General features: G+C 71.3%; 27 protein-coding genes. 5 read left to right on the top strand and 22 right to left on the bottom strand.

Annotated features, from left to right (window positions below):
- Positions 1-26: 26 nt before the first annotated feature.
- From nifE to nifH, 7 genes are all read right to left on the bottom strand, one after another.
- Positions 27-1502 (bottom strand): nitrogenase iron-molybdenum cofactor biosynthesis protein NifE, encoded by a 1476-nt coding sequence (gene nifE / locus KF708C_RS02655; protein WP_059410661.1) that lies wholly within the window; start codon positions 1500-1502, stop codon positions 27-29.
- Positions 1503-1681: 179 nt separating this feature from the next.
- Positions 1682-2533 carry a hypothetical protein gene (locus tag KF708C_RS02650; RefSeq protein WP_020202086.1) on the bottom strand — a complete coding sequence of 284 codons (852 nt, stop codon included), beginning with the start codon at positions 2531-2533 and terminating at the stop codon, positions 1682-1684.
- A 9-nt stretch (positions 2534-2542) separates the two neighbouring features.
- Positions 2543-3022: a hypothetical protein gene (locus KF708C_RS02645; RefSeq protein ID WP_059410660.1), complete on the bottom strand. Its 480-nt coding sequence runs from the start codon at positions 3020-3022 to the stop codon at positions 2543-2545.
- A gap of 34 nt (positions 3023-3056) precedes the next feature.
- Positions 3057-3377, bottom strand: coding sequence for a hypothetical protein (locus KF708C_RS02640; RefSeq protein ID WP_059410659.1), 321 nt, complete (start codon positions 3375-3377; stop codon positions 3057-3059).
- A 15-nt stretch (positions 3378-3392) separates the two neighbouring features.
- Positions 3393-4952, bottom strand: a complete 1560-nt coding sequence (gene nifK / locus KF708C_RS02635) for a nitrogenase molybdenum-iron protein subunit beta (protein ID WP_020202089.1) — start codon at positions 4950-4952, stop codon at positions 3393-3395.
- A gap of 68 nt (positions 4953-5020) precedes the next feature.
- Entirely contained in the window at positions 5021-6484 is a 1464-nt protein-coding gene (gene nifD, locus KF708C_RS02630; RefSeq protein WP_020202090.1) for a nitrogenase molybdenum-iron protein alpha chain, read from the bottom strand.
- A 66-nt stretch (positions 6485-6550) separates the two neighbouring features.
- Positions 6551-7432: a nitrogenase iron protein gene (nifH, locus tag KF708C_RS02625; protein ID WP_020202091.1), complete on the bottom strand. Its 882-nt coding sequence runs from the start codon at positions 7430-7432 to the stop codon at positions 6551-6553.
- A 394-nt stretch (positions 7433-7826) separates the two neighbouring features.
- Here nifH and KF708C_RS02620 point away from each other — a divergent pair, with 394 nt between their 5' ends.
- The 5 genes from KF708C_RS02620 to KF708C_RS02600 all read left to right on the top strand — a co-directional run bounded on the left by KF708C_RS02620 (position 7827) and on the right by KF708C_RS02600 (position 10335).
- A complete protein-coding gene (locus KF708C_RS02620; protein ID WP_059410658.1) occupies positions 7827-8300 on the top strand; it encodes a group II truncated hemoglobin in 474 nt (157 codons plus the stop codon).
- Between the two features lie 56 nt (positions 8301-8356).
- Positions 8357-8965 carry a hypothetical protein gene (locus tag KF708C_RS02615; RefSeq protein ID WP_020202093.1) on the top strand — a complete coding sequence of 203 codons (609 nt, stop codon included), beginning with the start codon at positions 8357-8359 and terminating at the stop codon, positions 8963-8965.
- A gap of 70 nt (positions 8966-9035) precedes the next feature.
- Positions 9036-9596, top strand: a complete 561-nt coding sequence (locus tag KF708C_RS02610; RefSeq protein WP_059410657.1) for an ankyrin repeat domain-containing protein — start codon at positions 9036-9038, stop codon at positions 9594-9596.
- Between the two features lie 12 nt (positions 9597-9608).
- Positions 9609-10058 (top strand): ArsC/Spx/MgsR family protein, encoded by a 450-nt coding sequence (locus KF708C_RS02605; protein WP_059410656.1) that lies wholly within the window; start codon positions 9609-9611, stop codon positions 10056-10058.
- A gap of 40 nt (positions 10059-10098) precedes the next feature.
- Positions 10099-10335: an FmdB family zinc ribbon protein gene (locus tag KF708C_RS02600; protein WP_020202096.1), complete on the top strand. Its 237-nt coding sequence runs from the start codon at positions 10099-10101 to the stop codon at positions 10333-10335.
- On the opposite strand, the gene KF708C_RS02595 is transcribed toward KF708C_RS02600, so the two are convergent.
- The 15 genes from KF708C_RS02595 to nifA form a co-directional block, all read right to left on the bottom strand.
- Positions 10332-12011 carry a flavin monoamine oxidase family protein gene (locus KF708C_RS02595; protein ID WP_059410655.1) on the bottom strand — a complete coding sequence of 560 codons (1680 nt, stop codon included), beginning with the start codon at positions 12009-12011 and terminating at the stop codon, positions 10332-10334. The two genes, KF708C_RS02600 and KF708C_RS02595, sit on opposite strands and share 4 nt — an antisense overlap.
- A gap of 8 nt (positions 12012-12019) precedes the next feature.
- On the bottom strand, positions 12020-12316 hold the full coding sequence (locus tag KF708C_RS02590; protein ID WP_020202098.1) for a 2Fe-2S iron-sulfur cluster-binding protein: 297 nt from the start codon (positions 12314-12316) through the stop codon (positions 12020-12022).
- Between the two features lie 52 nt (positions 12317-12368).
- Positions 12369-13262, bottom strand: coding sequence for an SIR2 family NAD-dependent protein deacylase (locus KF708C_RS02585; protein ID WP_059410654.1), 894 nt, complete (start codon positions 13260-13262; stop codon positions 12369-12371).
- A 9-nt stretch (positions 13263-13271) separates the two neighbouring features.
- A complete protein-coding gene (locus tag KF708C_RS02580) occupies positions 13272-14435 on the bottom strand; it encodes a DegT/DnrJ/EryC1/StrS family aminotransferase (protein WP_059410653.1) in 1164 nt (387 codons plus the stop codon).
- Positions 14436-14442: 7 nt separating this feature from the next.
- A complete protein-coding gene (locus KF708C_RS02575) occupies positions 14443-14703 on the bottom strand; it encodes a hypothetical protein (RefSeq protein WP_059410652.1) in 261 nt (86 codons plus the stop codon).
- Between the two features lies 1 nt (position 14704).
- Positions 14705-14923 (bottom strand): putative nitrogen fixation protein NifT, encoded by a 219-nt coding sequence (gene nifT, locus KF708C_RS02570; RefSeq protein WP_020202102.1) that lies wholly within the window; start codon positions 14921-14923, stop codon positions 14705-14707.
- A 2-nt stretch (positions 14924-14925) separates the two neighbouring features.
- Positions 14926-16107 (bottom strand): cysteine desulfurase family protein, encoded by a 1182-nt coding sequence (locus KF708C_RS02565; RefSeq protein WP_059410651.1) that lies wholly within the window; start codon positions 16105-16107, stop codon positions 14926-14928.
- Between the two features lie 91 nt (positions 16108-16198).
- Entirely contained in the window at positions 16199-16594 is a 396-nt protein-coding gene (locus KF708C_RS02560; protein WP_059410650.1) for a DUF3024 domain-containing protein, read from the bottom strand.
- Positions 16591-16866 (bottom strand): nitrogen fixation protein NifZ, encoded by a 276-nt coding sequence (locus KF708C_RS02555; protein ID WP_020423720.1) that lies wholly within the window; start codon positions 16864-16866, stop codon positions 16591-16593. The genes KF708C_RS02560 and KF708C_RS02555 overlap by 4 nt, the downstream gene beginning before the upstream one ends.
- Positions 16863-17237 (bottom strand): nitrogen fixation protein NifZ, encoded by a 375-nt coding sequence (locus tag KF708C_RS02550; protein WP_059410649.1) that lies wholly within the window; start codon positions 17235-17237, stop codon positions 16863-16865. Before KF708C_RS02550 ends, KF708C_RS02555 begins: the two co-directional genes overlap by 4 nt.
- Entirely contained in the window at positions 17230-18069 is an 840-nt protein-coding gene (locus tag KF708C_RS02545; protein ID WP_059410648.1) for a 4Fe4S-binding leucine-rich repeat protein, read from the bottom strand. Before KF708C_RS02545 ends, KF708C_RS02550 begins: the two co-directional genes overlap by 8 nt.
- A gap of 15 nt (positions 18070-18084) precedes the next feature.
- Entirely contained in the window at positions 18085-18489 is a 405-nt protein-coding gene (locus tag KF708C_RS02540; RefSeq protein ID WP_059410647.1) for a HesB/IscA family protein, read from the bottom strand.
- Between the two features lie 37 nt (positions 18490-18526).
- A complete protein-coding gene (locus KF708C_RS02535; protein WP_020202109.1) occupies positions 18527-18721 on the bottom strand; it encodes a 4Fe-4S binding protein in 195 nt (64 codons plus the stop codon).
- A 48-nt stretch (positions 18722-18769) separates the two neighbouring features.
- Positions 18770-20368: a nitrogenase cofactor biosynthesis protein NifB gene (gene nifB, locus KF708C_RS02530; RefSeq protein ID WP_059410646.1), complete on the bottom strand. Its 1599-nt coding sequence runs from the start codon at positions 20366-20368 to the stop codon at positions 18770-18772.
- 308 nt (positions 20369-20676) lie between these two features.
- A complete protein-coding gene (nifA, locus tag KF708C_RS02525) occupies positions 20677-22368 on the bottom strand; it encodes a nif-specific transcriptional activator NifA (protein ID WP_059410645.1) in 1692 nt (563 codons plus the stop codon).
- Positions 22369-22384 lie beyond the last annotated feature (16 nt).

The following is a 22384-nucleotide window of genomic DNA, read 5'->3' as shown; positions in this document are numbered from 1 at the left end:
GGCTCCTGGCGATGGCGGCGCGGCCTTCAGGCCGGCACGGCGGCGGGTTGTGGGGCAAATTGCGGGGCAGGTTGCGGGACCGGTTGAGCGCCGGGCAGCGCGCCCAGGGTCTCGCCGTCGTCGCCCCACGGCGCCGGGATGCGCACCTGCTGCCACACCGGGTTGTGGATCGCGCGGTCGATCTCGTGCACCAGCTCGACGATGCCCTCGTAGCCGGCGTAGGGATGGTGGCGCTCCTGGTTGATGTCCAGCCACGGCATGCGCGCCTTGAGCGCGACGAACTGCGAGCGCCCACCCGAGAGCATGATGTCGGCGCGCGCCTCGCGGAGCATGTTGTACATCTCGCGCGGCGTCATGTCGTCGATCATGTGCGCGTCGTCGCCCATGATCTCCTTGATCTTCTGCTTGTCCTCGGCGGTGCTCTTCTTGATGCTGGTGCCGACGATCTCCAGCCCCGCCTCCTGCAGCGCCGCCACCACCGACCACGACTTCACGCCGCCGGTGATGAGCAGCACGCGCTTGCCGGCCAGGCGCTCCCGGTACCGCGCGATGCGCTGCCAGGCGCGCGCCTCCTCCGACGCGATCAGCCGCTCGGTGCGCGCCAGCAGGTCGTCGGGCGCGCCCTGGCGCACCAGCAGCGCGGCGATCTGCCGCAGCGTGTCGCTCATGTCGCCGATGCCGTAGAACGAGCCCTCGAAGTAAGGGATGCCGTAGCGCTGCTGCATCTTGGTGGCGATGTTGATCATCGACTTCGAGCACACCATCATGTTGACCCTGGCGCGGTGCGCGCCGGCGATCTCGTTGTAGCGGCCGTCGCCCGAGATGCACGACAGGATGCGGATGCCCAGCGCGTCGAGCAGCGGCTTGGTCTGCCACAGCTCGCCGGACAGGTTGTACTCGCCGATGATGTTGATGTCGTAGGGCGTGGTGTAGTCGGGCTCGCGCGTGCCGATCACGTAGTCCAGGATGGCCTCGCCGCCGAGTTTGTTGCCGAGGTTCTTGGGCCCGGCGAAGCCCGGCGCGTTGACCGGGATCACCGGCTTGCCGAACTTCTCGCTGGCGCGCTTGCACACCGCCTCGATGTCGTCGCCGATCAGCGCGGTAACGCAGGTCTGGTAGACGAACACCGCCGGCGGGTCGTATTTCTCGATGATCTCGCGCACGCTGCGGAACAGGCGCTTCTCGCCGCCGTAGATCACGTCGAGCTCGTTGATGTCGGTGGTGAAGCCGGTGCGGTAGAGCTGCGAGCCGGACGACGCCGCGTGGCGGTTGTCCCAGGCGTTGCCCTCGCAGGCGATCGGCCCGTGCACGAGGTGGGCCACGTCCACCACCGGCTGCAGCGCGATCTTGGCGCCGTCGAACGCGCAGCCGCCCGCGGCCGCGCCGGGCGAGAGCTGCTTGGTGCAGCCCTTCTTGCGCTCCTTCTCGCTCTTGCCCTGGTTCTTGTCGCAACCGGGCTCGTCGAACACTTCGGCGATCTTGGCTTTCAGCGAAACTGACATGACGGGCTCCTTGCCGGTACGTACCCTTGCACTGGCAATTTCCGTACCACGCGCAAAGCGCCACAAAACCGACGCGGCGGCCACATGACAGTCAGGGAGACACGCGCCGGCACCGGTGTCTTGGCGCGTTTGAATGGATTGCGACAAAGCATTCGCGACACAGCGCCGGCGGCGCGCGCTCAGCGCCGGTCCGCGTTTTCGGCGCCAGTGCCCGTGCCGACCCCGGCACCGATCCCCGCCTGCGCGATGGCCCGCGCGCGCGCTTCCAGCAGCGCGTCCGGCTGTGCGGGCTCGCGCACGGCGAGATAGGCGGCCAGCGCGCGGCGCAGGCTCGGCGCGCGCTGGTAGACGGCTTCGGCGTGGCCCGGGTAGGCGGCGTAGTCGCAGCAGCACACGGCCAGCAGCTGCTCGAAGCGCTCGGGCCGCGCCTCGGCCTCCACGCGCTCGAGCAGCGCGGCGATGGCGCCGGCGCGCAGGTCGCACGCGCGATGCACGCGGTCGCACTCGGCCACCGCCAGCAGCGTCAGGTCGAGCGCGTCGGCGGGCAGCGCGATGCGCCGCGCCAGCGCGGCCAGCAGGATCATGCCGCGCGCGCCGTGCCCGGGATGGCTCGGCCACACCGCCGGCGGCGTGCGGCCCATGCCGATCTTGTGCAGCAGCGCCGCCAGGCGCACCGCCAGCGGCGCGTTGCGGCGCGCGGCCTGGGCCAGCGCGCGCAACTGGTGCTCGCCGACGTCGAGCGGCTCCGGCCCGTCGGCGCCGTGCGGCACGCCGAACAGCGCGTCGAGCTCGGGCAGCAGGCGCTTGAGCCCGGCGCAGCCGCGCATGGCCGCGAAGAAGCCCAGCGGATACGGCGCCATCAGCGCGCGCGCGAGCACCTGGCCGCGCTGCGCGGGCGTGAGCCGCTCGATGGCGTCCATCTGCACCGCGCTCACCATCAGCGCCTGCTCCGCCACGCCGAGCGTGGCGGCCTCGCTCTGCGCCGCCAGCAGCGCCAGCCGGATCAGGTCCTGCGCGGTGATGGTGGCCACGGCGCGCGCTCAGTTGTCGTCGGCCAGCACGTCGAGCGCCACCAGTTGCGCGTGCAGCGCGCGCCGCGCGCGCCAGTTCGGCGCGCCGGCCAGGCGCGGGTCGGCGCCCTCGAAGGCGCCGACCGCGTCGCGCTCGTTCCAGTAGATGCAGGCGCCGCCGCGCGCGTCCAGCGCCGCCGCCAGCGCCGCGCGCTCGCTCACCGGCTCGCGCCGGAACACGCCGCGCCCGAGCAGGTGGTCGGCGCGATAGAGCGGCGTGTCCCAGCCATGCTCGGCGCCGAGCGCGCTGATCGCCGGGTATTGCGCGCGCGCCGGCTCGCCGGGCTGGTGGCCCAGCAGCGCGAGCAGCGCGCGCGCCGTGGTCTGGTCATGGATTTCCCGGCACGACAACGGGTCGGACGCCGCCACCTTGCGGGCGAAGTCCTCGTCGTCGTAGGCAAACCAGGCCCGCGGCACGCCGCCGGCCGGCAGTTCGACCACATAGATCACGGCACGCTCCCAATGCTGTTTACCCTGCCCCGCCCTACTCCACCCCTTCGGCCGCGGTCTTGGCCCAGATCGCGCGGCGGATGCGCTGCGCGATGCCGGACGGGCTGGCGTCGAACGCGCGCTGCGCGGCCGCCAGCGCGCCCTGCGCGATGGCGGCTTCCGCGTGCGTCAGCGGCACGCGGCCGGCCATGTGCGTGGCGCCCGGCACCGCGCGGGCGATGCCCTGCCGGTTCGGGTGCTCGAGCACCGGCACCAGGCGGTCGGCCTCGCGCGCGCCGGCCAGGCAGACCCAGCCGTCGACCACCTCGACCTTGCGGCCGTCCTGCGTGAGCTTGACCAGCACCGTGTCTGCCATGACGGCCTCCCTGCCTCAGCGGATGATGTCGTAGCTGTAGTCGGTCTGCGCGGCGACGATGGTGTTGGCATCGAGCGTCTCGAAGAACTCGTCGAGCAGCGTGACCAGGATCCGCAGCGCGCCGTCGTAGCCCCAGGTGGGATAGCGGTGGTAGTGGTGGCGGTCGAAGATCGGAAACACCATGCGCACCAGCGGCGTCTTGGTGTCGCGCTCGAGGTACTTGCCGTAGGTGTTGCCGATCAGGAAATCCACCGGCTCGGTAAACAACAGCGAGCGCAGGTGCCACAGGTCGCGCTTGGGGTAGGCCTTGCAGCCGGCGCCATAGGGCGAGGCGTCGAACAGCGCCTGCACCTTGGCGGCCCAGGCCTCGTTGCCGTTGGTCGCCAGCACGTGGGCCGGCTCGGCGCCAAGCTCCAGCAGGAACTGCGTGTAGCCCAGCATCTGGTCGGGGTCGCCATACAGCGCGAAGCGCTTGCCGTGCAGGTGGGCCTGGCTGTCGGCCATCGCGTCGACCAGCTGGCCGCGCTCCTTTTCCAGCTGCGCCGGGATCGGCTTGCCGGTCACGCGCGCGATCTCCATCAGGAAATGGTCGGTGCCGGCCACGCCGACTGGCGCGTTCAGCACCACCACTTCCTGGCCGTGCTCGGCGATGAACTTGCTGGTCTTCTCGCAGCAGTATTCCTGGAACACGAAGGTGGCCTTGGCGTGCAGCGCGCGCTCGACCTCTTCCTTGGTGGTGCCGCCCTCGTACATGCGGAACTCGCCGTCGGTCGGGGTGTTCCAGGTCTCCGACGGATCGCAGATCACGTTGACCTGCACGCCGAACAGTTCGAAGATGCGGCGGATCTCCTTCATGTTGCCGACCACGTAGCCGTCGAAGCCGCCGATGAAGTTGACGCTCTCGTCGGGCACGCGCGCGAGCGGCGCGGTGGTGCCCGCCTTGCCGTCCCAGAAATGCTTGAGGATGCCGAGCAGCGCGTTGTCGTAGCCGGTGACGTGGCTGCCGACGAAGGCCGGCGTATGCGCGAACGGCACGTCGTAGTCCTCCGGCACGCTGCCCTTCTGCTTGCTGTTCTTGATGAAGGCGTCGAGGTCGTCGCCGATCACCTCGGCCATGCAGGTGGTGGAGACCGCGATCATCTCGGGCTTGTACAGGCTGTAGGCGTTGGCCAGGCCGTCGATCATGTTGTTCATGCCGCCGAACACGGCGGCGTCCTCGGTCATCGAGGAGCTCACGCACGAGGTGGGCTCCTTGAAATGGCGCGAGAAATGCGAGCGGTAGTAGGCCACGCAGCCCTGCGAGCCGTGCACGAAGCTCAGCGTCTTGTGAAAGCCGTTGGCCACGTAGACCGCGCCGAGCGGCTGGCAGGCCTTGGCGGGATTGACGGTGAGCGAGTCGCGCGCGAAATTCTTCTGCTTGTAGTCCTCGGTCTTGGTCCACTCGACGATCTGCTTGACGGTCTCGTCGGCGTGGTTGAACTCGAAGTTTTCCTTCTTGGTGCGGAAGATCTCCTGGTATTCCGGCTCGCGGAACAGCAGTTCGTGGTCGAGGATCTTGTCTGCGGATTGCGGCATGGGGTACTCCTGATATGCGGTTGCAGTGGATGCGGCGCGCGCGGCCGGCAGGCGCCGGCCGCGCAGGCTCAGGCGGCTTTTTTCCATGGCGCCTTGGCCAGGCCCCACACCGGGCTGGAGATCGCCATGTCCATGTCGCGCGCGAAGATGGCGAAGCCGTCGTAGCCGTGGTACGGGCCCGAGTAGTCCCAGCTGTGCATCTGGCGGAACGGCACGCCCATCTTCTGGAACACGTACTTTTCCTTGATGCCCGAGCCGACCAGGTCGGGCTGGACCTGCTCGACGAACTTCTCGAACTCGTAGCCGGTCACGTCGTCGTAGATCAGCGTGCCGTCCTTCACGTAGTGCGTGGTGCGCTGGTAGTCGTCGTTGTGGCCGAATTCGTAGCCGGTGCCGACCACCTCCATGCCGAGGTCCTCGTAGGCCCCGATCACGTGGCGCGGGCGCAGCCCGCCGACGAACAGCATCACCTTCTTGCCCTGCAGGCGCGGCTTGAACTTGGCGAGCACCGCGTCCATCAGCGGCCGGTACTTGGCGATCACCTTCTCGGCATTGGCCTTGATGGTGTCGTCGAAGTGGCTGGCGATCTCGCGCAGGCTCTTCTCGATCATGGTCGGGCCGAAGAAGTTGTATTCCACCCAGGGAATGCCGTACTTCTCCTCCATGTGCCGGCTGATGTAGTTCATCGAGCGGTAGCAGTGCAGCACGTTGAGCTTGGCCCGCGGCGTGTTCTCCAGCTCGGCGATCGAGCCGTCGCCCGACCACTGCGCGATCACGCGCAGGCCGATCTCCTCGAGCAGGATGCGGCTGGACCAGGCGTCGCCGCCGATGTTGTAGTCGCCGATGATGGCCACGTCGTAGGGCGTGGAGACGAAGTCCGGGCGCTTGTCGGGGTCGGCCTTGTCGAACACCCAGTCGCGGATGGCGTCGTTGGCCAGGTGGTGGCCCAGCGACTGGCTCACGCCGCGGAAGCCCTCGCAGCGCACCGGCACGATGGTGTGGCCTTCGTACTGCTTGCTCTTGCGCTTGGAGACCGCCTCGATGTCGTCGCCGATCAGGCCGATCGGGCATTCGCTCTGGATCGAGATGCCCTTGTTCAGCGGGAACAGTTCCTGGATCTCGTCGATGATCTTGTCGAGCTTCTTGTCGCCGCCGAAGACGATGTCCTTTTCCTGGAAGTCCGAGGTGAACTGCATCGTCACGAAGGTGTCGATGCCGGTGGTGCCGATGTAGTAGTTGCGGCGCGCGGCCCACGAATACTGGCCGCAGCCCACCGGGCCGTGGCTGATGTGGATCATGTCCTTGATCGGGCCCCACACCACGCCCTTGGAGCCGGCATAGGCGCAGCCGCGGATGGTCATCACGCCGGGCAGCGACTTGATGTTGGATTTGACGCCACAGTCGGGCTTGCCGTCCTCGAAGGTGCCCAAATGCTTGGCGCGCCGCTTGGCCATCTTTTCGGGATAGGCCTTCAGCACTTCGTCGATCAGGGCCTTGTTCGCGGCCTTGCGCTCTTCAACGGTGGCGCTCATGGAAATACTCCGTAAGTAGATTGAGATTGCCGGGCGGGCCGCCTGCGCGGCCCGCCGCGCGGGTCGTTACGCGACCAGTTCCTGGGCCGACTTGCCGACCTGCGATTCGTCGACGGCCTTCATGATCCCGTGCTCCATCAGCAGGTCTTCGAGCTGGTCCATCGTGATCGGGGTCGGGATGGTGCCGTTGCCGGCGTTGTTGTGGATCTTGGTGGCGAGCTGGCGGTACTCGCCGGCCTGCTTGGAGTCCGGCGCGAACTCGAGCACCGTCATGCGGCGCAGCTCGGCGTGCTGCACGATGTTGTCGCGCGGCACGAAGTGGATCAGCCTGGAGCCCAGCATCTTCGCCAGCGCCTCGGCCAGCTCGAGCTCCTTGTCGGTCTGGCGCTCGTTGCACACCAGCCCGCCCAGGCGCACGCCGCCGCTGTTGGCGTACTTCAGGATGCCCTTCGAGATATTGTTGGCCGCGTACATGGCCATCATCTCGCCCGACATCACGATGTAGATCTCCTGCGCCTTGTTCTCGCGGATCGGCATGGCGAAGCCGCCGCACACCACGTCGCCGAGCACGTCGTACGAGACGTAGTCCACGCCGTCGTAGGCGCCGTTCTCCTCGAGGAAGTTGATCGAGGTGATGACGCCGCGCCCGGCGCAGCCGACGCCCGGCTCCGGACCGCCGGACTCCACGCAGCGGATGTCCTTGTAGCCGATCTTCATCACGTCCTCGAGCTCGAGGTCTTCCACCGAGCCGGCCTCGGCGGCCAGCGAGAGGATGGTGTCCTGCGCCTTCGCGTGCAGGATCAGGCGGGTCGAGTCCGCCTTGGGATCGCAGCCGACGATCAGGATCTTCTGGCCGAGATCGGTCAGCGCCGCCAGCGTGTTCTGCGAGGTGGTCGACTTGCCGATGCCGCCTTTGCCGTAGAAGGCGATTTGCCGAAGTTGAGACATTGCAGTTCTCCAATCAGGAAGAAGGATTGATACCAAGGTTGCGTAGCCGCGACCATGTCAGCCTGTCGTGCCTGTATGGGTCTTATTCTGTCGAGTCACGCCCCGGCCGGACCAGTGTCCGCGCAAGCCCTCAACAGCAGCTTCCATGCCATGCGCGCGCGGCGCCCCGCCGGATGCGCCCCGAATGTCCGCGAACGGCGCGGCAGCGCGGCTTTGCGGGATGCCGCGCGCGGCCGGCGCCGGCGCGCGCGGGCTTGTCGGGAACCCGACAAAGCGTGCGAACTTCGTCGCGAACGGCACTGCCCGGACGCGCCGCGCGCGCGGCCGCATGCGCCAATGCGTGCCGCATTCGCGGTTTCCCGGGCTGGTACGGTTATTGCGGAAATGCCGTGCCATGAACACACCAGCAACCCGACCCGATCCCGCCGCGCAGCCCGCGCAACCGACGCAGGCCACGCAGCCGACGCAGCCCGCGGCGCAACGCGCGCGGCCGACGCACTACGAGCGCCTCGGCGGCGACGCCGCGGTCGCGCGGCTGGTCGACGCCTTCTACCGCCACATGGACACGCGCGCCGACGCGCGCGGCATCCGCGCCATGCACGAGCCCGACCTGTCGCCGACCAAGGCGGTGCTGGTGAGCTACCTGTGCGAATGGCTCGGCGGCCCGCCGCGCTATTCCACGCAGCGCGGCCATCCGCGCCTGCGCATGCGCCACGCCGGCTTCGCCATCGGCGCGGCCGAGCGCGACGCATGGCTGGCCTGCATGCGCGCCGCGCTCGACGAGACCGGCGCCGATGCCGCGCTGCGCGACGAACTGATGCCCGCCTTCTTCAAGATCGCGGACTGGATGCGCAACCCCCGAACCTGATTCCGCCCCGACCCACGCCACCCGCCCATCACGCTTTCCACCGACAAGGACCCGCCATGCCCGCCACGCTTGCCCGCAAGGAGATCGACGACACCGCGTTCGCCCGTCTCGAACACGAAGGCCGCCTGCTCAACCCGCTGCTCAAGGCCCCCACCGGCAAGTCCGGCCGCTTCGGTTTTCGCGGCGAGCTCGCGCTGCGCTTCGCGCCCAGGCTCGCCGACGAGGCCCGCCCGCCCGAGCTGACCTGCGACCAGGTGATGGCCGTGGCCACCATCGGCGAGAAGCAGCTGCCGTTCTTCGCCGGCTACCTGCTGAGCTTCGAATACCTGAAGGACGTGGCCGAGGTGCTCGGCGACACGCTGACGGCCGGCGGCAAGTACTTCCTGTTCTGCGACAACATCGACCTGAGCAGGAAATACCAGGTGCCGTACAAGGGCGCGATGTTCTACGTGCTGCCCATCTTCGAGTCCACCGTCTACAACGAGATGCTCGAACTGCTGTACCTGGAGAAGAACGACCTGAAGAAGCGCGACACCGCCGGCAAGCTCGACGCGGTGGCCGACGCCGCGCTCCGCTTCGACGTGACCTTCGACACCATCACCTACGCCGAAGGGCTGGAGCTGATGGGCCCGGTGCGCAACCCCAACGAGAACCGCCCGGTCTGATCCCCCGCGGGCGCCAGCCGCCTTCGCCCGGCGGCGCCTTCCGACCCACGCCAGACAGCGAGACGCCACCATGATCCCGTCCACCGACACCGCGCTGGCCGTCGCCGGCCGCGTCATCGAGGCCACCGCCGAAGCGGCCGGCGCCGGCGCGCCACCGGTCATCCCCGCGGCGCTCGCCACGTGGCTGGCCTATCACGACTTCCCGGACCTGCACGCGCGCGCCGCCAACGGCGACACGCCGCTGATGCGCGCGGCCTGGCGCGGCGAGGACGCGGTGGCCGCGGCGCTGCTGGCCTACGGGGCCGCGCCCGGCGCGGTCAACGACGACGGCAACGGCGCGCTCTGGTTCGCCTGCCTGCACGGCAACCCCGTGACCATCGTGCGCCTGATCCAGGCCGGCGCGCCGGTCGACCACGCCAACGACGACGACATCACCTGCCTGATGCAGGCCGCGGCCAGCGGCCGCCTGGAGGTGCTGCAGATCCTGCTGGCGCACGGCGCCTCGGCCAACCTGTACGCGCCCGACGGCCGCAGCGCGCTCGACATGGCCGCCGAGCGCGGCCTGCAGCTGCTGCGCGCGGCGCGCCGCATGGCCATGCCCGCGCTCGACGCCGCGCTGCGGGAAGCCTGAGAGAAACCGCCCATGAGCCATATCGTCTTCTATGAAAAACCCGGCTGCGGCGGCAACGCGCGGCAAAAGGCGCTGCTGCGCGCGGCCGGCCACACGCTGGAAGTGCGCGACCTGCTGCGCTGGCCCTGGACCGGCGAGGCGCTGCTGGCCTACCTGGCGCCGCTGCCGGTCGGCGCGTGGTTCAACCGCGCGGCGCCGCGCGTCAAGTCCGGCGAGGTGGTGCCCGAGAAACTCGACGCCGGCACCGCGCTGGCCCTGCTGCTGGCCGAGCCGCTGCTGATCCGGCGCCCGCTGATGGCGCACGGCGAGCGGCGCATGGCGGGCTTCGACGTCGCCGCCGTGCACGCATGGGTCGGGCTCGGCGCCGACACCCCCGCCGCGGACCGGCCGCTGGAGGGCTGCGCGGCGGCCGCAGGCCACTGCGCCGCGCGGCCCGATGCCGGACCGAAGCGACCCGAATGAATCGCATGAATCCCATGAATCGCGTTGAACGGAGTTGACGATGCCGCTGTACGACTATCTTTGCCAGGCCTGCGGGCACCGCTTCGAGACGCTGGTGCGCGCCGGCGCCACGCCGGCCTGCCCGCAATGCGGCGGCACCGCGCTGGACAAGCAGGTCAGCGCGCCGGCCGCGCCCGGCAAGAGCAAGGCCATCGTCGCCGCCGCGCGCCGGCAGGCCGCGCGCGAAGGCCACTTCAGCCAGTACAGCGCGGCCGAGCGCAACAAGCTGCTGCGCTAGGCCGGCCGCCGTGCGATCTCCGCGTGGCTGCCCGGCCCGTCGCTGCCCGGCCGCGCGCCGGCCGCCAGCAGCCGCGCGTTCAGCGCCAGCGCGAACTCGCGCCACGCCGCCGCCAGGTCGAGCACGATGGCGCGCTGCAAGGCCGCGTCCGGCCGATGCTCCTCGGGAAAACTGGACAGCGCGCACGCGCTGCCGTTGAAGGCCAGCGCCGCGTCCATGAGCTGCCGGTTCCAGCCGTCGAAGACGGCCAGCAGCACCGGCGTCAGTGCATGCCGGCCGGCCTGCGCCGGACCCGCGCGGCCGGCGCCGAGCCCGGGCAGCAGCGTGTCGAGCGCGTCCAGCGCCTCGCTGTAGACCTGCTCCGCGGTGGCCAGCAGCGCGCGCTGCGTCGGCTGCTGCGGCTGCTGGCTCGACAGCAGCCGCTCCAGGTGCTGGCGATAGCGCGAGGGCGCCTGCTCGCGGCGCGCCGACACGCAGGCGGCAAACGCCGCGCGCGCCTCGGCCGCACTGTCCTCATTGCCGTCATTGCCCGCATCGTCGCCGGCGCCGTCCGCCGCCGGCGCCAGCGCCCGCGCGATGCGCGCCGCCGCTTCCAGCGCGCCTTCGAGGTGGCCGGCACCATGCGCGGCGCTCTCGCTGCCGCCGAAATGCAGCCGTCCCGACCAGTGCGCCAGGCGCAGCCCGGGATCGGCCTGGGGCAGCGCCGCCGGGCCGGCGCGGTCGGCGCGGCTGCAGGTCCACGGCTCGTCGGCCCAGTCGAGCAGATGCTGGCGGCCGCCGTGCTGCGCCTCGGCGCCGTACAACTGGGCCAGCTGGCTCTCCACCAGCAGCGCGGTGCCGCGCCGGAACTCGGCGCGCTGCGCCGCGCCGAGCGCGACGAAGCCGCCCAGCGCGCCGGCCTCGGTGGCGTCGTCGCTGGCATCGAAGACCTCGCCCAGCATGGCCTGGGCATGGCGCACGAAGGCATTGCCCGAATGCCCCGCCTGGCGCCAGAACGGGCGGGCGTAGGTGGTCACCACCTTGGCCTGCGCCGCCATCCAGGTCGGCGTGGCGGCGAGCATGCCGGCCAGCGCCGCGGGCAGCGGCGGCTCGAAGGCGATGCGCTCGTGCGCCAGGCGCGGCGGCAAGGCCAGCACCACGTGGCGCGCGCGCAGCAGGCGCGTGCCGCCGCCTTCTCCACCTTCGGGCCCCAGTTCGAGTTCCAGTTCGACGTGGGTGCCGCGGTCGCGCAGCCGGCGCAGCGCGCTGCCGGTGCGCAGGCTGCCCGCCGGCAGCGCGTCGGCCAGCGCCGCCACCAGGCGCTGCGCGCCGCCGGCGATGCGGCGCGCGCCGGCATGCACGCCGCCGGGCGCCATGCGCCGCTCGGGCGCGCGGTCCGGGTCGGTGAGCCAGAGCGCGTCGCCGGGGTCGTGCTGGGGCCGGCTGGCCAGCCCGAGCTCGTCGAGCAGCGCGGCGACGCGCGGCTCGGTCTCGGGCCAGAACCACGCCGGGCCGAGGTCCAGCATCTGTCCGGTGGCTTCGCAGCGCCGCGACAGCGCGCGGCCGCCGAGCCGCGCGCGCGCCTCGACCAGCACCAGCGAGCGCCCCCGCGCGTGCAGCGCGCGCGCCAGCGCGAGGCCGCACACCCCGGCGCCGACGATGGCCACGTCGGCCAGCAGCGCTTCGACCCCGGCCACGGCGCGGCTCAGACGAAGCTCAGCAGCTCGACCGTCACCGGCTCTTCGCCCAGCACCGCCTGGCAGGCCAGGCGCGACTTGGCGCCGACGCCGACGATGGTGTCCAGCTTCTCGTTCTCGCCGCGCTGGATCTTCGACAGGCTCTTGCGCCCCTCCTGCACGAAGACGTGGCAGGCGCCGCATTCGGCCTTGCCGTCGCACTTGTGCGCGATGGGCTCGCCGCTGGCGAGCAGCGCCTGCAGCAGCGTGGCGCCGGCGGCCACGTCATAGGTCTTGCCGGCGGGCAGTACGGTCAGTGCGGTCATGATTTCGGTTTCTCCGGTTGGTTTGCGATGCATGAAAAAGCGCCGGGCGCCGCTACGCGGCCAGGGCGGGCCGCAGCGCGGCCACCAGCGCGTCGGCGAACGCCGGCAGCGGCATGGCGATGCGGGCGATGCCCTGCTCTTCCAGGAAGCGCGCCTCCATGCGCGTGGGCGCGTCGGGCAGCACCGCCCAGTGCGCGCCGGACGAGCGCTTCATGATCTGGCGCGCGAAGCTGCGCGTGAGCTGGTCGTCGAAGCGGCAGCCCAGGAACAGGAAGCCGCGCCCGCCGCGCCAGGCCTGCACGGCCGGCGGGATCGGGGTCTGGATGTCGATCTCGGTCAGCACCTCGACGTAGTCGCTGTCGGACACCAGGTAGTTGGCGGCCGGCGCGTGGCCGCCGATCGGCTTGTACAGCAGCGCGCCGGCGGCGGGCACGTCCGGCAGCGGCTCGCCGTGCGGGCCGTAGGCGCCGAACCACGTGCCGAAATGCTCGGCCTGCGACAGGCCCTGCACCTGCGCCCAGCCGCCGCGCGGGCGCGCCTGGGCCAGCGCGGCGGAGAAGGTGTCGTCGTACCAGGTGTCGACCCACAGCCCCGCGCCGCTGGCGGCCAGCGCCAGGTGCAGCGGCGACGGCGACGGCGACGGCGTGGCGGCGAAAGCCTCGTTCAGCAGGTTGACCACCGACTTGCGGTGCTTGAAGTTCTCGATGAACTGCGCGGCCTGGGTGAGCCGCTTGCGGATCTTGTGCGGCACGCTGATGCGCGCGGTCAGAAGCTCCGCCAGCGCCACCGGCGTGGCCGGCACGGCGGCGTCGGCGCACAACGCCAGCAGCCCCGGGCCGAGGTAGGGAATGATGGCGCCGGCGTTCAGCTGGCGGGCTATCTGGTCGATGTCGGCGGGGTCGATGTCGGTTGGGTCGATATCGGTTGGGTCAATGTCGGCGGGCATGTCCGGACCTCAGAGATAGATGGCGGCGCCGGCACCGACGTTGGTCGCGGTGTCCTTGAGCGTCTTGACGATGTACTTGACCTGGCTGGCGTCGAGCTGCGCGTGCAGCGGCAGCGCCAGCGCGCGGTCGCCGATGCGCTCGGTGTCGGGCAGCAGGCCGCGCTTGTGCGCGGCCGCGCCGCCGGTGTTCATGTAGTGGAACTGCTGGTGCAGCGGATGGCTGTAGGGCGCGGTCTCGATGCCGCAGGACCGCATGTCGTCGATCATCTGCGCGCGCGCGCTCTGCGTGAAGCGCTTGCCCAGGTGCACCACGTAGAGCATCCAGTGGACGTCCTCCACGTCCTCGGCGAGGTACGGCGGCTTGATGCCCTCGAAGCTCTGCATCTGCTCCTGGTACCAGGCCTCGACCTGCTTGCGCCGCGCCAGCCGCTCGTCGAGCCCGGCGAGCTGCGCCAGCCCGAGCGCCGCGGTCAGCTCGCTCATGGCGCCCTGCAGCGGCACCCGCGCGCCGACCGAGACCGAGGCGCGGTCGGCCACGCGGCGCTGGCGCAGGTAGCGCAGCTCGTGCGCGAGCCGCTCGTCGTCCGTGACCAGCATGCCGCCCTCGCCGGTGCACAGCGCCGACGGCGCCGAGAAATCGAACACCGACACGTCGCCGAAGGCGCCCACGCCGCGCCCCCTGTAGCGCGAGCCGAGCGCCTCGGTGCTGTCCTCGATCAGCGCCACGCCGTGCGCGTCGGCCAGTTCGCGCAGCGGGCCCCAGGCGGCCGGATGGCCGTTGGTGTTGCCGGCCAGGATGGCGCGCGTGCGCGGGCCGATCCTGCGCGCGGCCTTCTCGGCGCTGAGGCAGCCGCTCCAGTAGTCGATGTCGGCGAACACCGGCGCGGCGCCGGCCAGCGTGACGGCGTGCGCGACCTGATGCCAGGTGTGCGCGGCGCACACCACTTCGTCGCCGGGGCCGATACCCAGCGCGCGCAGCGCGATCCAGGTGCCGGCGGTGCCGCTCGCCACCGCCACCGCGTGGGCGCGGCCGGTCCAGCCGGCGAAGGCGCGCTCGAACGATTCGCGCATGGGCCCGTCGCTCCAGCGCGCGGATTGCAGCACCGCGCCGACCAGCTCGGCTTCGCGCGCGCCGCAGTCGGGCTCGCTGAGGGAAATGGCGTCGATTTCCATGTGCGGCCTAGTCCTGCGTCAGGATCAGCGCGTCGGCCTCGTCGGGCCGCTGCGTGACGGACCAGCAGTGCCCGTTCGACGCCGCCAGGTAGACGCTGCGCGCGCCCAGGCGCAGCGCGGCGGTCTCGTCGCGCATGTCGAGCGCGTCGACCAGCAGCGCGCGCACGCCGGGATGGCGCGCGCGCCACAGGGCGGCGGCGTCGCGCAGCGTGGGCGCCGCGCCCACCAGCTCGGCGGCGGCGCGCAGTTGTTCGGTGCTCAGGCCCATCTCATTCCTCCTTGCCGGCGATGCGCCTGGCCTCGACGGTGATCGGCAGCGGCGTGTCGGCCGCCATGACCGGCAGCTCGAGCTGCCAGCCGTTGGCCAGCGTGACCAGGCCGCCCCACATGCCGGGCTGCGCCATCGCCACGATGGGCTCCTCCAGGTCCTTCTTCGGCACGTAGGCGCTGAGCGCGCCTTTGCTGTCCTTGCGGATCATCACTTTCATGGTCAGGGCTCCAGCGTTGCGTCATGGGTTCGGTGGGCGGGCATGTCGTCTTCGAGCAGCGGCGCCAGCAGCGGCGGCAGCCCGGCCACCACGTGCCCGATGTTCTGCGCCGTGGTGGTCTCGCCGAGCGACAGGCGCACGGCCGCCAGCGCCTCGTCGCGCGGCACGCCCATCGCCGCCAGCACGTGCGACAGCTCGCTGCCGCCGGACGAGCAGGCGGCGCCCGAGGAAGCGGCCACGCCCAGCTGCCCGAGCCGCTGCAGCACCACCTCGGCCGGCAGCCGGCCGAAGCGCAGGTAGCTGGTGCCGGGCAGGCGCGGCGCCTGTGCCGAGAACACGTGCACGGCCGGCAGCGCGCGCCGCAGGCCCTGCTCCAGCATGTCGCGCAGCGCGGCCTGCCGCGCCGCCTCGCGCGCCACGTCGTGCTGCGCATCGCCCAGGCGCGCCAGCGCCGCGGCGAAGCCGGCGATGGCGGGCAGGTTCTCGGTGCCGCCGCGGCGGTGCCGCTCCTGGCTGCCGAACAACTGCGGCACGATCGCGCAACCCTGGCGCAGCAGCAGCGCGCCGGCGCCCTTGGGCCCGCGCAGCTTGTGCGCGGAAAGCGAGACCGCGTCGACGCCGAGCGCGGTGAAATCGAAAGGCAGCTTGCCGACCAGTTGCGTGGCGTCGACGTGCATGCGCGCGCCGGCGGCGCGGGCCAGCTCGCGCACCGCGGCCACCGGCATCAGCACGCCGGTTTCGTTGTTGGCGGCCATCAGCGAGACCAGCGCCACGCCGGGGCCGATCAGCCGGGCCGCGCTGTCGAGGTCGAGCGTGCCGTCGGCGTGCACGGCGATGAAGTCCACCGCGATGCCGCGCGCGGCCAGCGCGTGCGCCAGGCGCAGCTGGCCGGCGTGCTCCACCGCGCCGAACACCAGCCGCCCGCGCCCGCCGGCGGCCGCGTGCAGCCCCAGCACGGCGAGGTGGCCGGCCTCGGTGGCGCCGCTGGTGAAGATCAGCTCGGCCGGCTTGCAGCCGAGCGCGCGCGCGGCGGTGGCGCGCGCCGCCGCCAGCGCGCGCCGGGCTTCCTCGCCGGGCGCGTGCTGCGACGACGGGTTGGCCCAGGCGCCGCTCAGCGCGGACAGCATGGCCTGCGCCACGGCAGGCGCCGGCGGCGTGGTCGCGTTGTGGTCGAGGTAGATCATCGGGCTCCGCCTGTTTCGCGTTTTTCGCTGCTTGCGCTCGTTCCGTTCCGTGCGCCGGTTCCGTGCCGCCGGCGGTGGCCGCTGCGCCGTTTCATGGCCAGTACACGCGCTCGGCATCGACGCACAGCGCGTCCAGCAGCGGGGCCAGCTCGACGCTGCGCTGGCGCAGCACCCAGCACCGCGCCGCGTGGTCGCGCGCGTGCAGGCACCACTGCCCCTCGCCATCGCGCGCCAGCCAGGCGATGTCGATCAGCCCGCCCGTGGCATCCACGTTGCGCGAGCAGCACGGGCTTTCGATGCGCAGGCCCTGCGCCTCGCGCAGCACGCGCGGCCGCACGTAGCGGTAGCGCGCGCGCTGGCGCAGGGCGCGCTCGACGCGGTAGCGGGTCAGGTCCAGCACGCCGCCCTCGCCGCCCTCGCCGCTGTCACTGCCGACGCCGCGGCCTCCCGCGCCGGCGTCCCGCGGCGCGCGCCCGGCGGACGTCATGCCGCCGCTCCGCCCTGGGGCAGCAGCCCGGCGGGCGCGGGCGCGATCTCGTCCTCGGTGCAGCCGACCACGCAGCCGCCGAACTCCACCAGGTAGACCGGCTCGCCGCTTTCCACCACCTGCCCGACGTTGACGATCTCGCCCACGCTGCCGGCCTCGGCCAGGCATTCGCCGTCGGCGCGGCCCGGGTAGCTGCCGTCGTTGCGGAGGTCGTCGAGCGCGATCACGCGCATACCCCATGAGTAGGCCGCGGGGGCCGCCAGCATGTTCATGATGTCCGCTCCCGCGCCGCGCCGGCGCCGGTATCCGCGCCCATCGCGCGCAGCGCCCCGGCGCGCTCGCCCAGGCGCGCCAGCACGTCCTCGGGCAGGTTGTCGAGCGTGCACAGCTCCTTGGCGCGCATGCCGACGCGGTGGCCGCTCTCGACGAAGTCCACCGCGTAGATGTAGAACTGCTGCAGGAAGGTGTTGATGGCGGTGACGTAGCCGATCTCGCCGCGCGCCACCAGCACCTCGCCGATGTCCTTGCCGTTGTAGGTGCCGTCGTTGCGGATCACCGAGCGCGCGATCACGCGCTCGCCGTAGTGGAAACGCGGCGGGAAGGCGACCTCGATCAGGTCGTCGTCGCGGTTGATGTCAGACATGGAGTGCTCCTTGCCGGCTGCCGGCGGCGGGAACGGACGCCGGGACGGACGCGGGCGCCGCCATGCGGCGCTCCCGCACCGCGCGGCGCACCTCGGGATCGGGATCGTCGGCCAGCGCCGCGAGCGCGGCGCGTTCGGCGCGCTGCGCCACTTCCCAGCGCACGCGCCAGTCGGCGTCGCCCGCCATGCCGGCCAGCAGCGCCGGCGGCAGGCGCTGCGCCACGATGCGCCTGACCTCGGCTTCCGGGTCGCGCGCCAGGCGCCACAGCGCCGGCATTTCCAGGCGCTGGGCCACGCGCATGCGCACGCTGCGCTCGGCGTCGGCGGCCATCGTCGGCAGCAGGGCCGGCGGCAGGCGCCGCGCCACCAGCTCGCGCACGCCGTAGTCGGGGTCGTAGCGCAGCGCCGCGAGGTCGGGCGGCGCCAGGCGCAGCGCCACGCGCATGCGCACCTCGCGGTGCGGGTCCGCGGCAAGCCGGCGCAGCTGCGCCAGCGGCAGCCGCAGCGCCGCCTGCAGGCGCACGGTCTCGTCGGGATCGGCGGCCAGCGCCGGCAGGCGGAAGACGTCGGCGTGGCGCGCGGCGATGGCGCGCACCTCGAAGTACGGGTGCGCGAGCTGCGCGTTGCCCTGCTCGGGATGCCAGCGGAAGAAGCGGTCGATGCGGCGCGCGTAGGCGTCCTGCATGCAGGCGTGGCCCGGCTCGCAGCCGCGCTGGTCCGGCAGGCCGCGCAGCGCGGCGTATTCGCAGCCGGCGCAGTCCACCGGGCCGCCCCGCCAGTGCCGCGCGGGAATGTCCCCGGCGGGCGGGCGCACCGCATCGATGGCATCCATGTCCGCGCTCCGCGTTCAGGACGCCCGCGGCGGTGCGGGCGGCCGGCCGCGGCCGATCGCGCCGACCTCGATGCGCGCCACGCCGGGCTCCGCCGCCGCCGAGCTGCCGCAGCCGCACGCGCCCTGCGCGGGATTGAAGAAGGTCAGCCCCGACTGCGTGGGCGTGTCGGCGAAGTCGATGGTCACGCCGTCGAGCATCAGCCGGCTGGCCGCCGGCAGGAACAGGCGCAGGCCGTCGGCCTCCAGCACCTGCTCGCCGGGCTGCGGCGCCGGCTCCGCGCTGAATTCCGCGTTGTAGCCCGAGCAGCCGCCCGCGCTCACGAGCAGGCGGAAGCCGGCACCGGCCGGCAGCCCCGAGAAACGCACGATGCGGCGCATGAACTTGTCCGCGGCGGAGGTGATGGTGAGGTTGGGCAGCATGGTTCGGCTTCTCTCCTGGGTAGTGGGCGGCCCGGCTTCAGGCCGGGACGATGCAGCCGTCCACCGGGCACACCGCGACGCATTGCGGATCGTCGTAGTGCCCCTCGCATTCGGTGCATTTCTTGGGGTCGATGACAAAGATGCCGCCCTTCTCGCGGATGGCGACGTTGGGGCATTCGGGCTCGCAGGCCGAGCAGCCGGTGCAGGTCGAAGCGATGATCTTGAGGGACATGATGACTCTCTTCTGTGTTTTCTCTTGTGTGGGGAATGGCTGGCGGCGTCAGGCCACCTCGGCGGCGCCCGCGGTGTAGGCGCCCTGCCGGATCGCGGCGTCGCCGCGGTCCCGGTGCGCGACCGCGCCGCTGGCCACGCGGCCGCGGTAGTCGTCGAACCAGGCCAGCGCCGCCTTCTCGATGAACTCGCCGACGTACTGGTCCACCGGCTCGATGCCGGCCTGGGCCAGCTCGTCCTTCGGGCAGGCGCCGATCTTGGCCACCAGCACCGCGTGGCAGTCGTTGATGGCGCGCACCACCGAGGGCAGCTGCTCGTCGTCGCCGTAGCCGCCCTGGCAGTACAGGTCCACGCGCCGGTGGCCGACGAACAGCGCCTCGCTGGCCGACACCTCGAAGATCTGGAATTCCGTGACGTGGCCGAAATGCTCGTTGACGCGGCCGCCGCCCTTGGTGGCCACCGCCACCAGCACCTTGAGCGGATCGGTGGCATCGAGCGCCCGCGCCGCGGCCAGCGCCTCTTCCTTGGCGGCGTGCTGGGCCTGGCGCTCGGCCTCGACCCGGCTCTGGTACTCGCGCCGGCGGTCGAGGTCGTAGACCACTTCCATCTGCTCGATCTTGTCGAGCGTGAATTCCTCGCTGCGGTCCTCGCCCAGCAGGCCGACCGCGTCGGCGCGGCACTGGCGGCAGTGGCGCATCAGGTTGGCGCCGCCCATGCAGGCGTCCTGCACCGCCTTGAGCTCCTGCGCGCTCGGCCCGCGCTGGCCGTTGAGGCCGAAGTAGGTGCCGTGCTCGGGCTCGGAGATCAGCGGCATGATGTTGTGCAGGAACGCGCCGCGCTTCTTGACCTCGCGGTTCACCTCGATCAGGTGCTCGTCGTTGATGCCGGGGATCAGCACCGAGTTGATCTTGGTCAGCACGCCGCGCGCGGTCAGCATCTCGAGGCCCTTCATCTGCTGCTCGTGCAGGATGCGGGCCGCCTCGTAGCCGGTGACGCGCTTGTGCTCCCAGAAAATCCACGGGTAGATCTTCTCGCCCACGGCGGGATCGACCATGTTGATGGTGATGGTGACGTGGTCGATGTTGTACGTGCAGATCTCGTCCACCAGCTCGGGCAGCGCCAGGCCGTTGGTGGAGATGCACAGCTTGATGTCGGGCGCCTGCTCCTGCAGCATGCGGAAGGTGTCGAAGGTCTTCTTCGGGTTGGCCAGCGAGTCGCCGGGGCCGGCGATGCCGAGCACCGTCATCTGCGGGATCTCGCTCGCCACCGCGACCACCTTCTTGACGGCCTGCTCGGGCGTGAGCTTCTGCGAGACCACGCCCGGGCGCGATTCGTTGGAGCAGTCGTACTTGCGGTTGCAGTAGTTGCACTGGATGTTGCAGGCGGGCGCCACCGCGACGTGCATGCGCGCGTAGTGGTGATGCGCTTCCTCGGAGTAGCACGGGTGGTTCTTCACCTTTTCCCAGATCTCCGCCGGCATGTCGTCGGGGCCGCCCGAGGAACCGCAACTGGCCTTGCCCTCGCCGCCCTGCGTGCCGCAGCCGCCGCCGGCGGCGGGCACGTCGGCCTTGGCGCCGAGGGGGCGGATCTGGCCGATGCCGATGTAGGTGGTGGCGGGCATGGCGCCGGCATTCGAGCTCGCTTGCATGGAAATCTCTCCTCGCCACCGACCACGGTCGCGTGCAAGCGTTAAAGCCAAATCCATGCCACCCGGCAAGATGCTTGCCGATCAAGGACTTAGCGGCATCCGCGGGGATTTTGTCGCAACCCCGCGGGTGCCGCGCACCGACAGTCCGGCCCGATTCTGTCGGTCTTGCGACAAAGCGCACACGGCGACGCCGGCCATTGTGGTGGCGTCGATGGTGGCGCAAGCGGGGAAGAAGAGAAGGGGGAGGACGGAACGCGGGGAAGCGGAAAAAAACGGGAGAGCGGCGCGCCGCGCGCGCGCCGCCCTGGTCAGAACCTGCGCACCTCGATGCCGTATTTCTGCAGCGCGTAGCCCATCTGCCGCGGCGTGATCTTGAGCAGCCGCGCAGCCTTGGCCTGCACCCAGCCGCAGCGTTCCATCGCCCACATCAGCCGCTCGCGCTCGCCTTCCGGCTTGCCGTCGCAGGGCGCCGCCGCCTGCGGGTCGGGCGGGCTCTCGCCGGGCACGCCGGCGGGCCAGCCCGGCGGCATGGCGGCGCCGTCGGCGCCCGCGTGCTGCGGCTCCGCCATCGGCACCTCGGTGATGGGGATGCCGGCCAGGCTGCCGGGGCGCACCGCGTCCTCGCGCTCGAGGTGGTGTAGCACCTTGGTCAGGCAGCGGTCCTCCTGGCACAGGAACGCCAGGCGGTTGATCACGCCGTCGTGCGTCATGGTGGCGGTGCGCTCGACGCAGTTCTCCAGCTCGCGCACGTTGCCGGGCCAGTAGCAGCTGGTCAGCACGCGCATGGCCTCGGCGCTGAAGCGGATCGCGCGCCCGTTGTCGCGGTTGAAGCGGTCGAGGAAGTGCTGCGCCATCGCCGGGATGTCCTCGCGGCGCTCGCGCAGCGGCGGCAACTGGATGCTGACCACGTTGATGCGGTAATAGAGATCGGCGCGGAACTCGCCGGACTTGACCATGCGCTCGAGGTTGCGGTTGGTGGCGAGGATCAGGCGCACGTCGACCTTCACCGCGGTGCCGCCGCCGACGCGCTCGAACTCGCGCTCCTGCAGCACGCGCAGCAGCTTGGCCTGGAACGAGGCCGAGATGTCGCCGATCTCGTCGAGGAACAGCGTGCCGCCGTGCGCCAGTTCGAACCGTCCCTTGCGCTGTCCCTGCGCGCCGGTGAACGCCCCCTTCTCGTGGCCGAACAGCTCGCTCTCCAGCAGCGACTCGGTCAGCGCGGCGCAGTTCACGCAGACGAAGGCCTCGCCGCTGCGCGGCGACAGGTTGTGGATGGCGCGCGCGATGACTTCCTTGCCGGTGCCGCTCTCGCCGCGCAGCAGCACCGTGGTGCGTGCCGGCGCCACCTGCCGCACCTGGCCGAACACCTCCTGCATCGGCGCCGACACGCCCACCACCTGGTCGAGCTGGTGGCGCGGCTTGATGACCTTCTGCATGCGCCGCACCTCGGCCTGCATGTTGTCGTGCGCCGCGCTCACGCTGCGGTGGAGCAGTAGCGCCTGTCCCATCAGCGTGGCGACGATCTTCATCAGGTGGAGGTCGTCGGTGAAGGCGCGCAGGCCGCCGGGATTGAGGCAGTCGACGGCGAGCACGCCGAGCATGCGCCGGTCGGCCTGGATCGGCATCGCCAGCATGGCGATGCAGGCGCCCGGCATCAGGTCGGCGCCGCCGGTGCGGTTGAGAAACAGCGGCTCGTCGCGCACATCGCGCACGATGGCCGGCACGCCGCTGCCGTAGACCCGCCCGACGATGCCCTCGCCCACCTTGAAGCGCAGGCGCTGCTGCTCGTCGTAGGACATGCCGGCGGCGCACAGGCCGCGCAGCTGCCCTTCGGGCTCGCCAAGCACCACGAAGGCGCGCCGCCAGTCCACCGCGTGCAAAAGATAATTCAGCGCCTCGCGGAAGGTCTTGGTGACGTCCAGCGACGAAACCAGCGTCTTGCTGACCTCGTAGACGGCATCCAGCTCGCGGCGAGCTTCTGTTGCCTGTGTTTTCAGCATGGTTCCCCCCGTTGCG

This window comes from Cupriavidus basilensis, assembly GCF_000876015.1.
GTDB classification, from domain to species: domain Bacteria; phylum Pseudomonadota; class Gammaproteobacteria; order Burkholderiales; family Burkholderiaceae; genus Cupriavidus; species Cupriavidus basilensis_B.
This window is presented reverse-complemented; position numbering and strand designations above follow the sequence as displayed.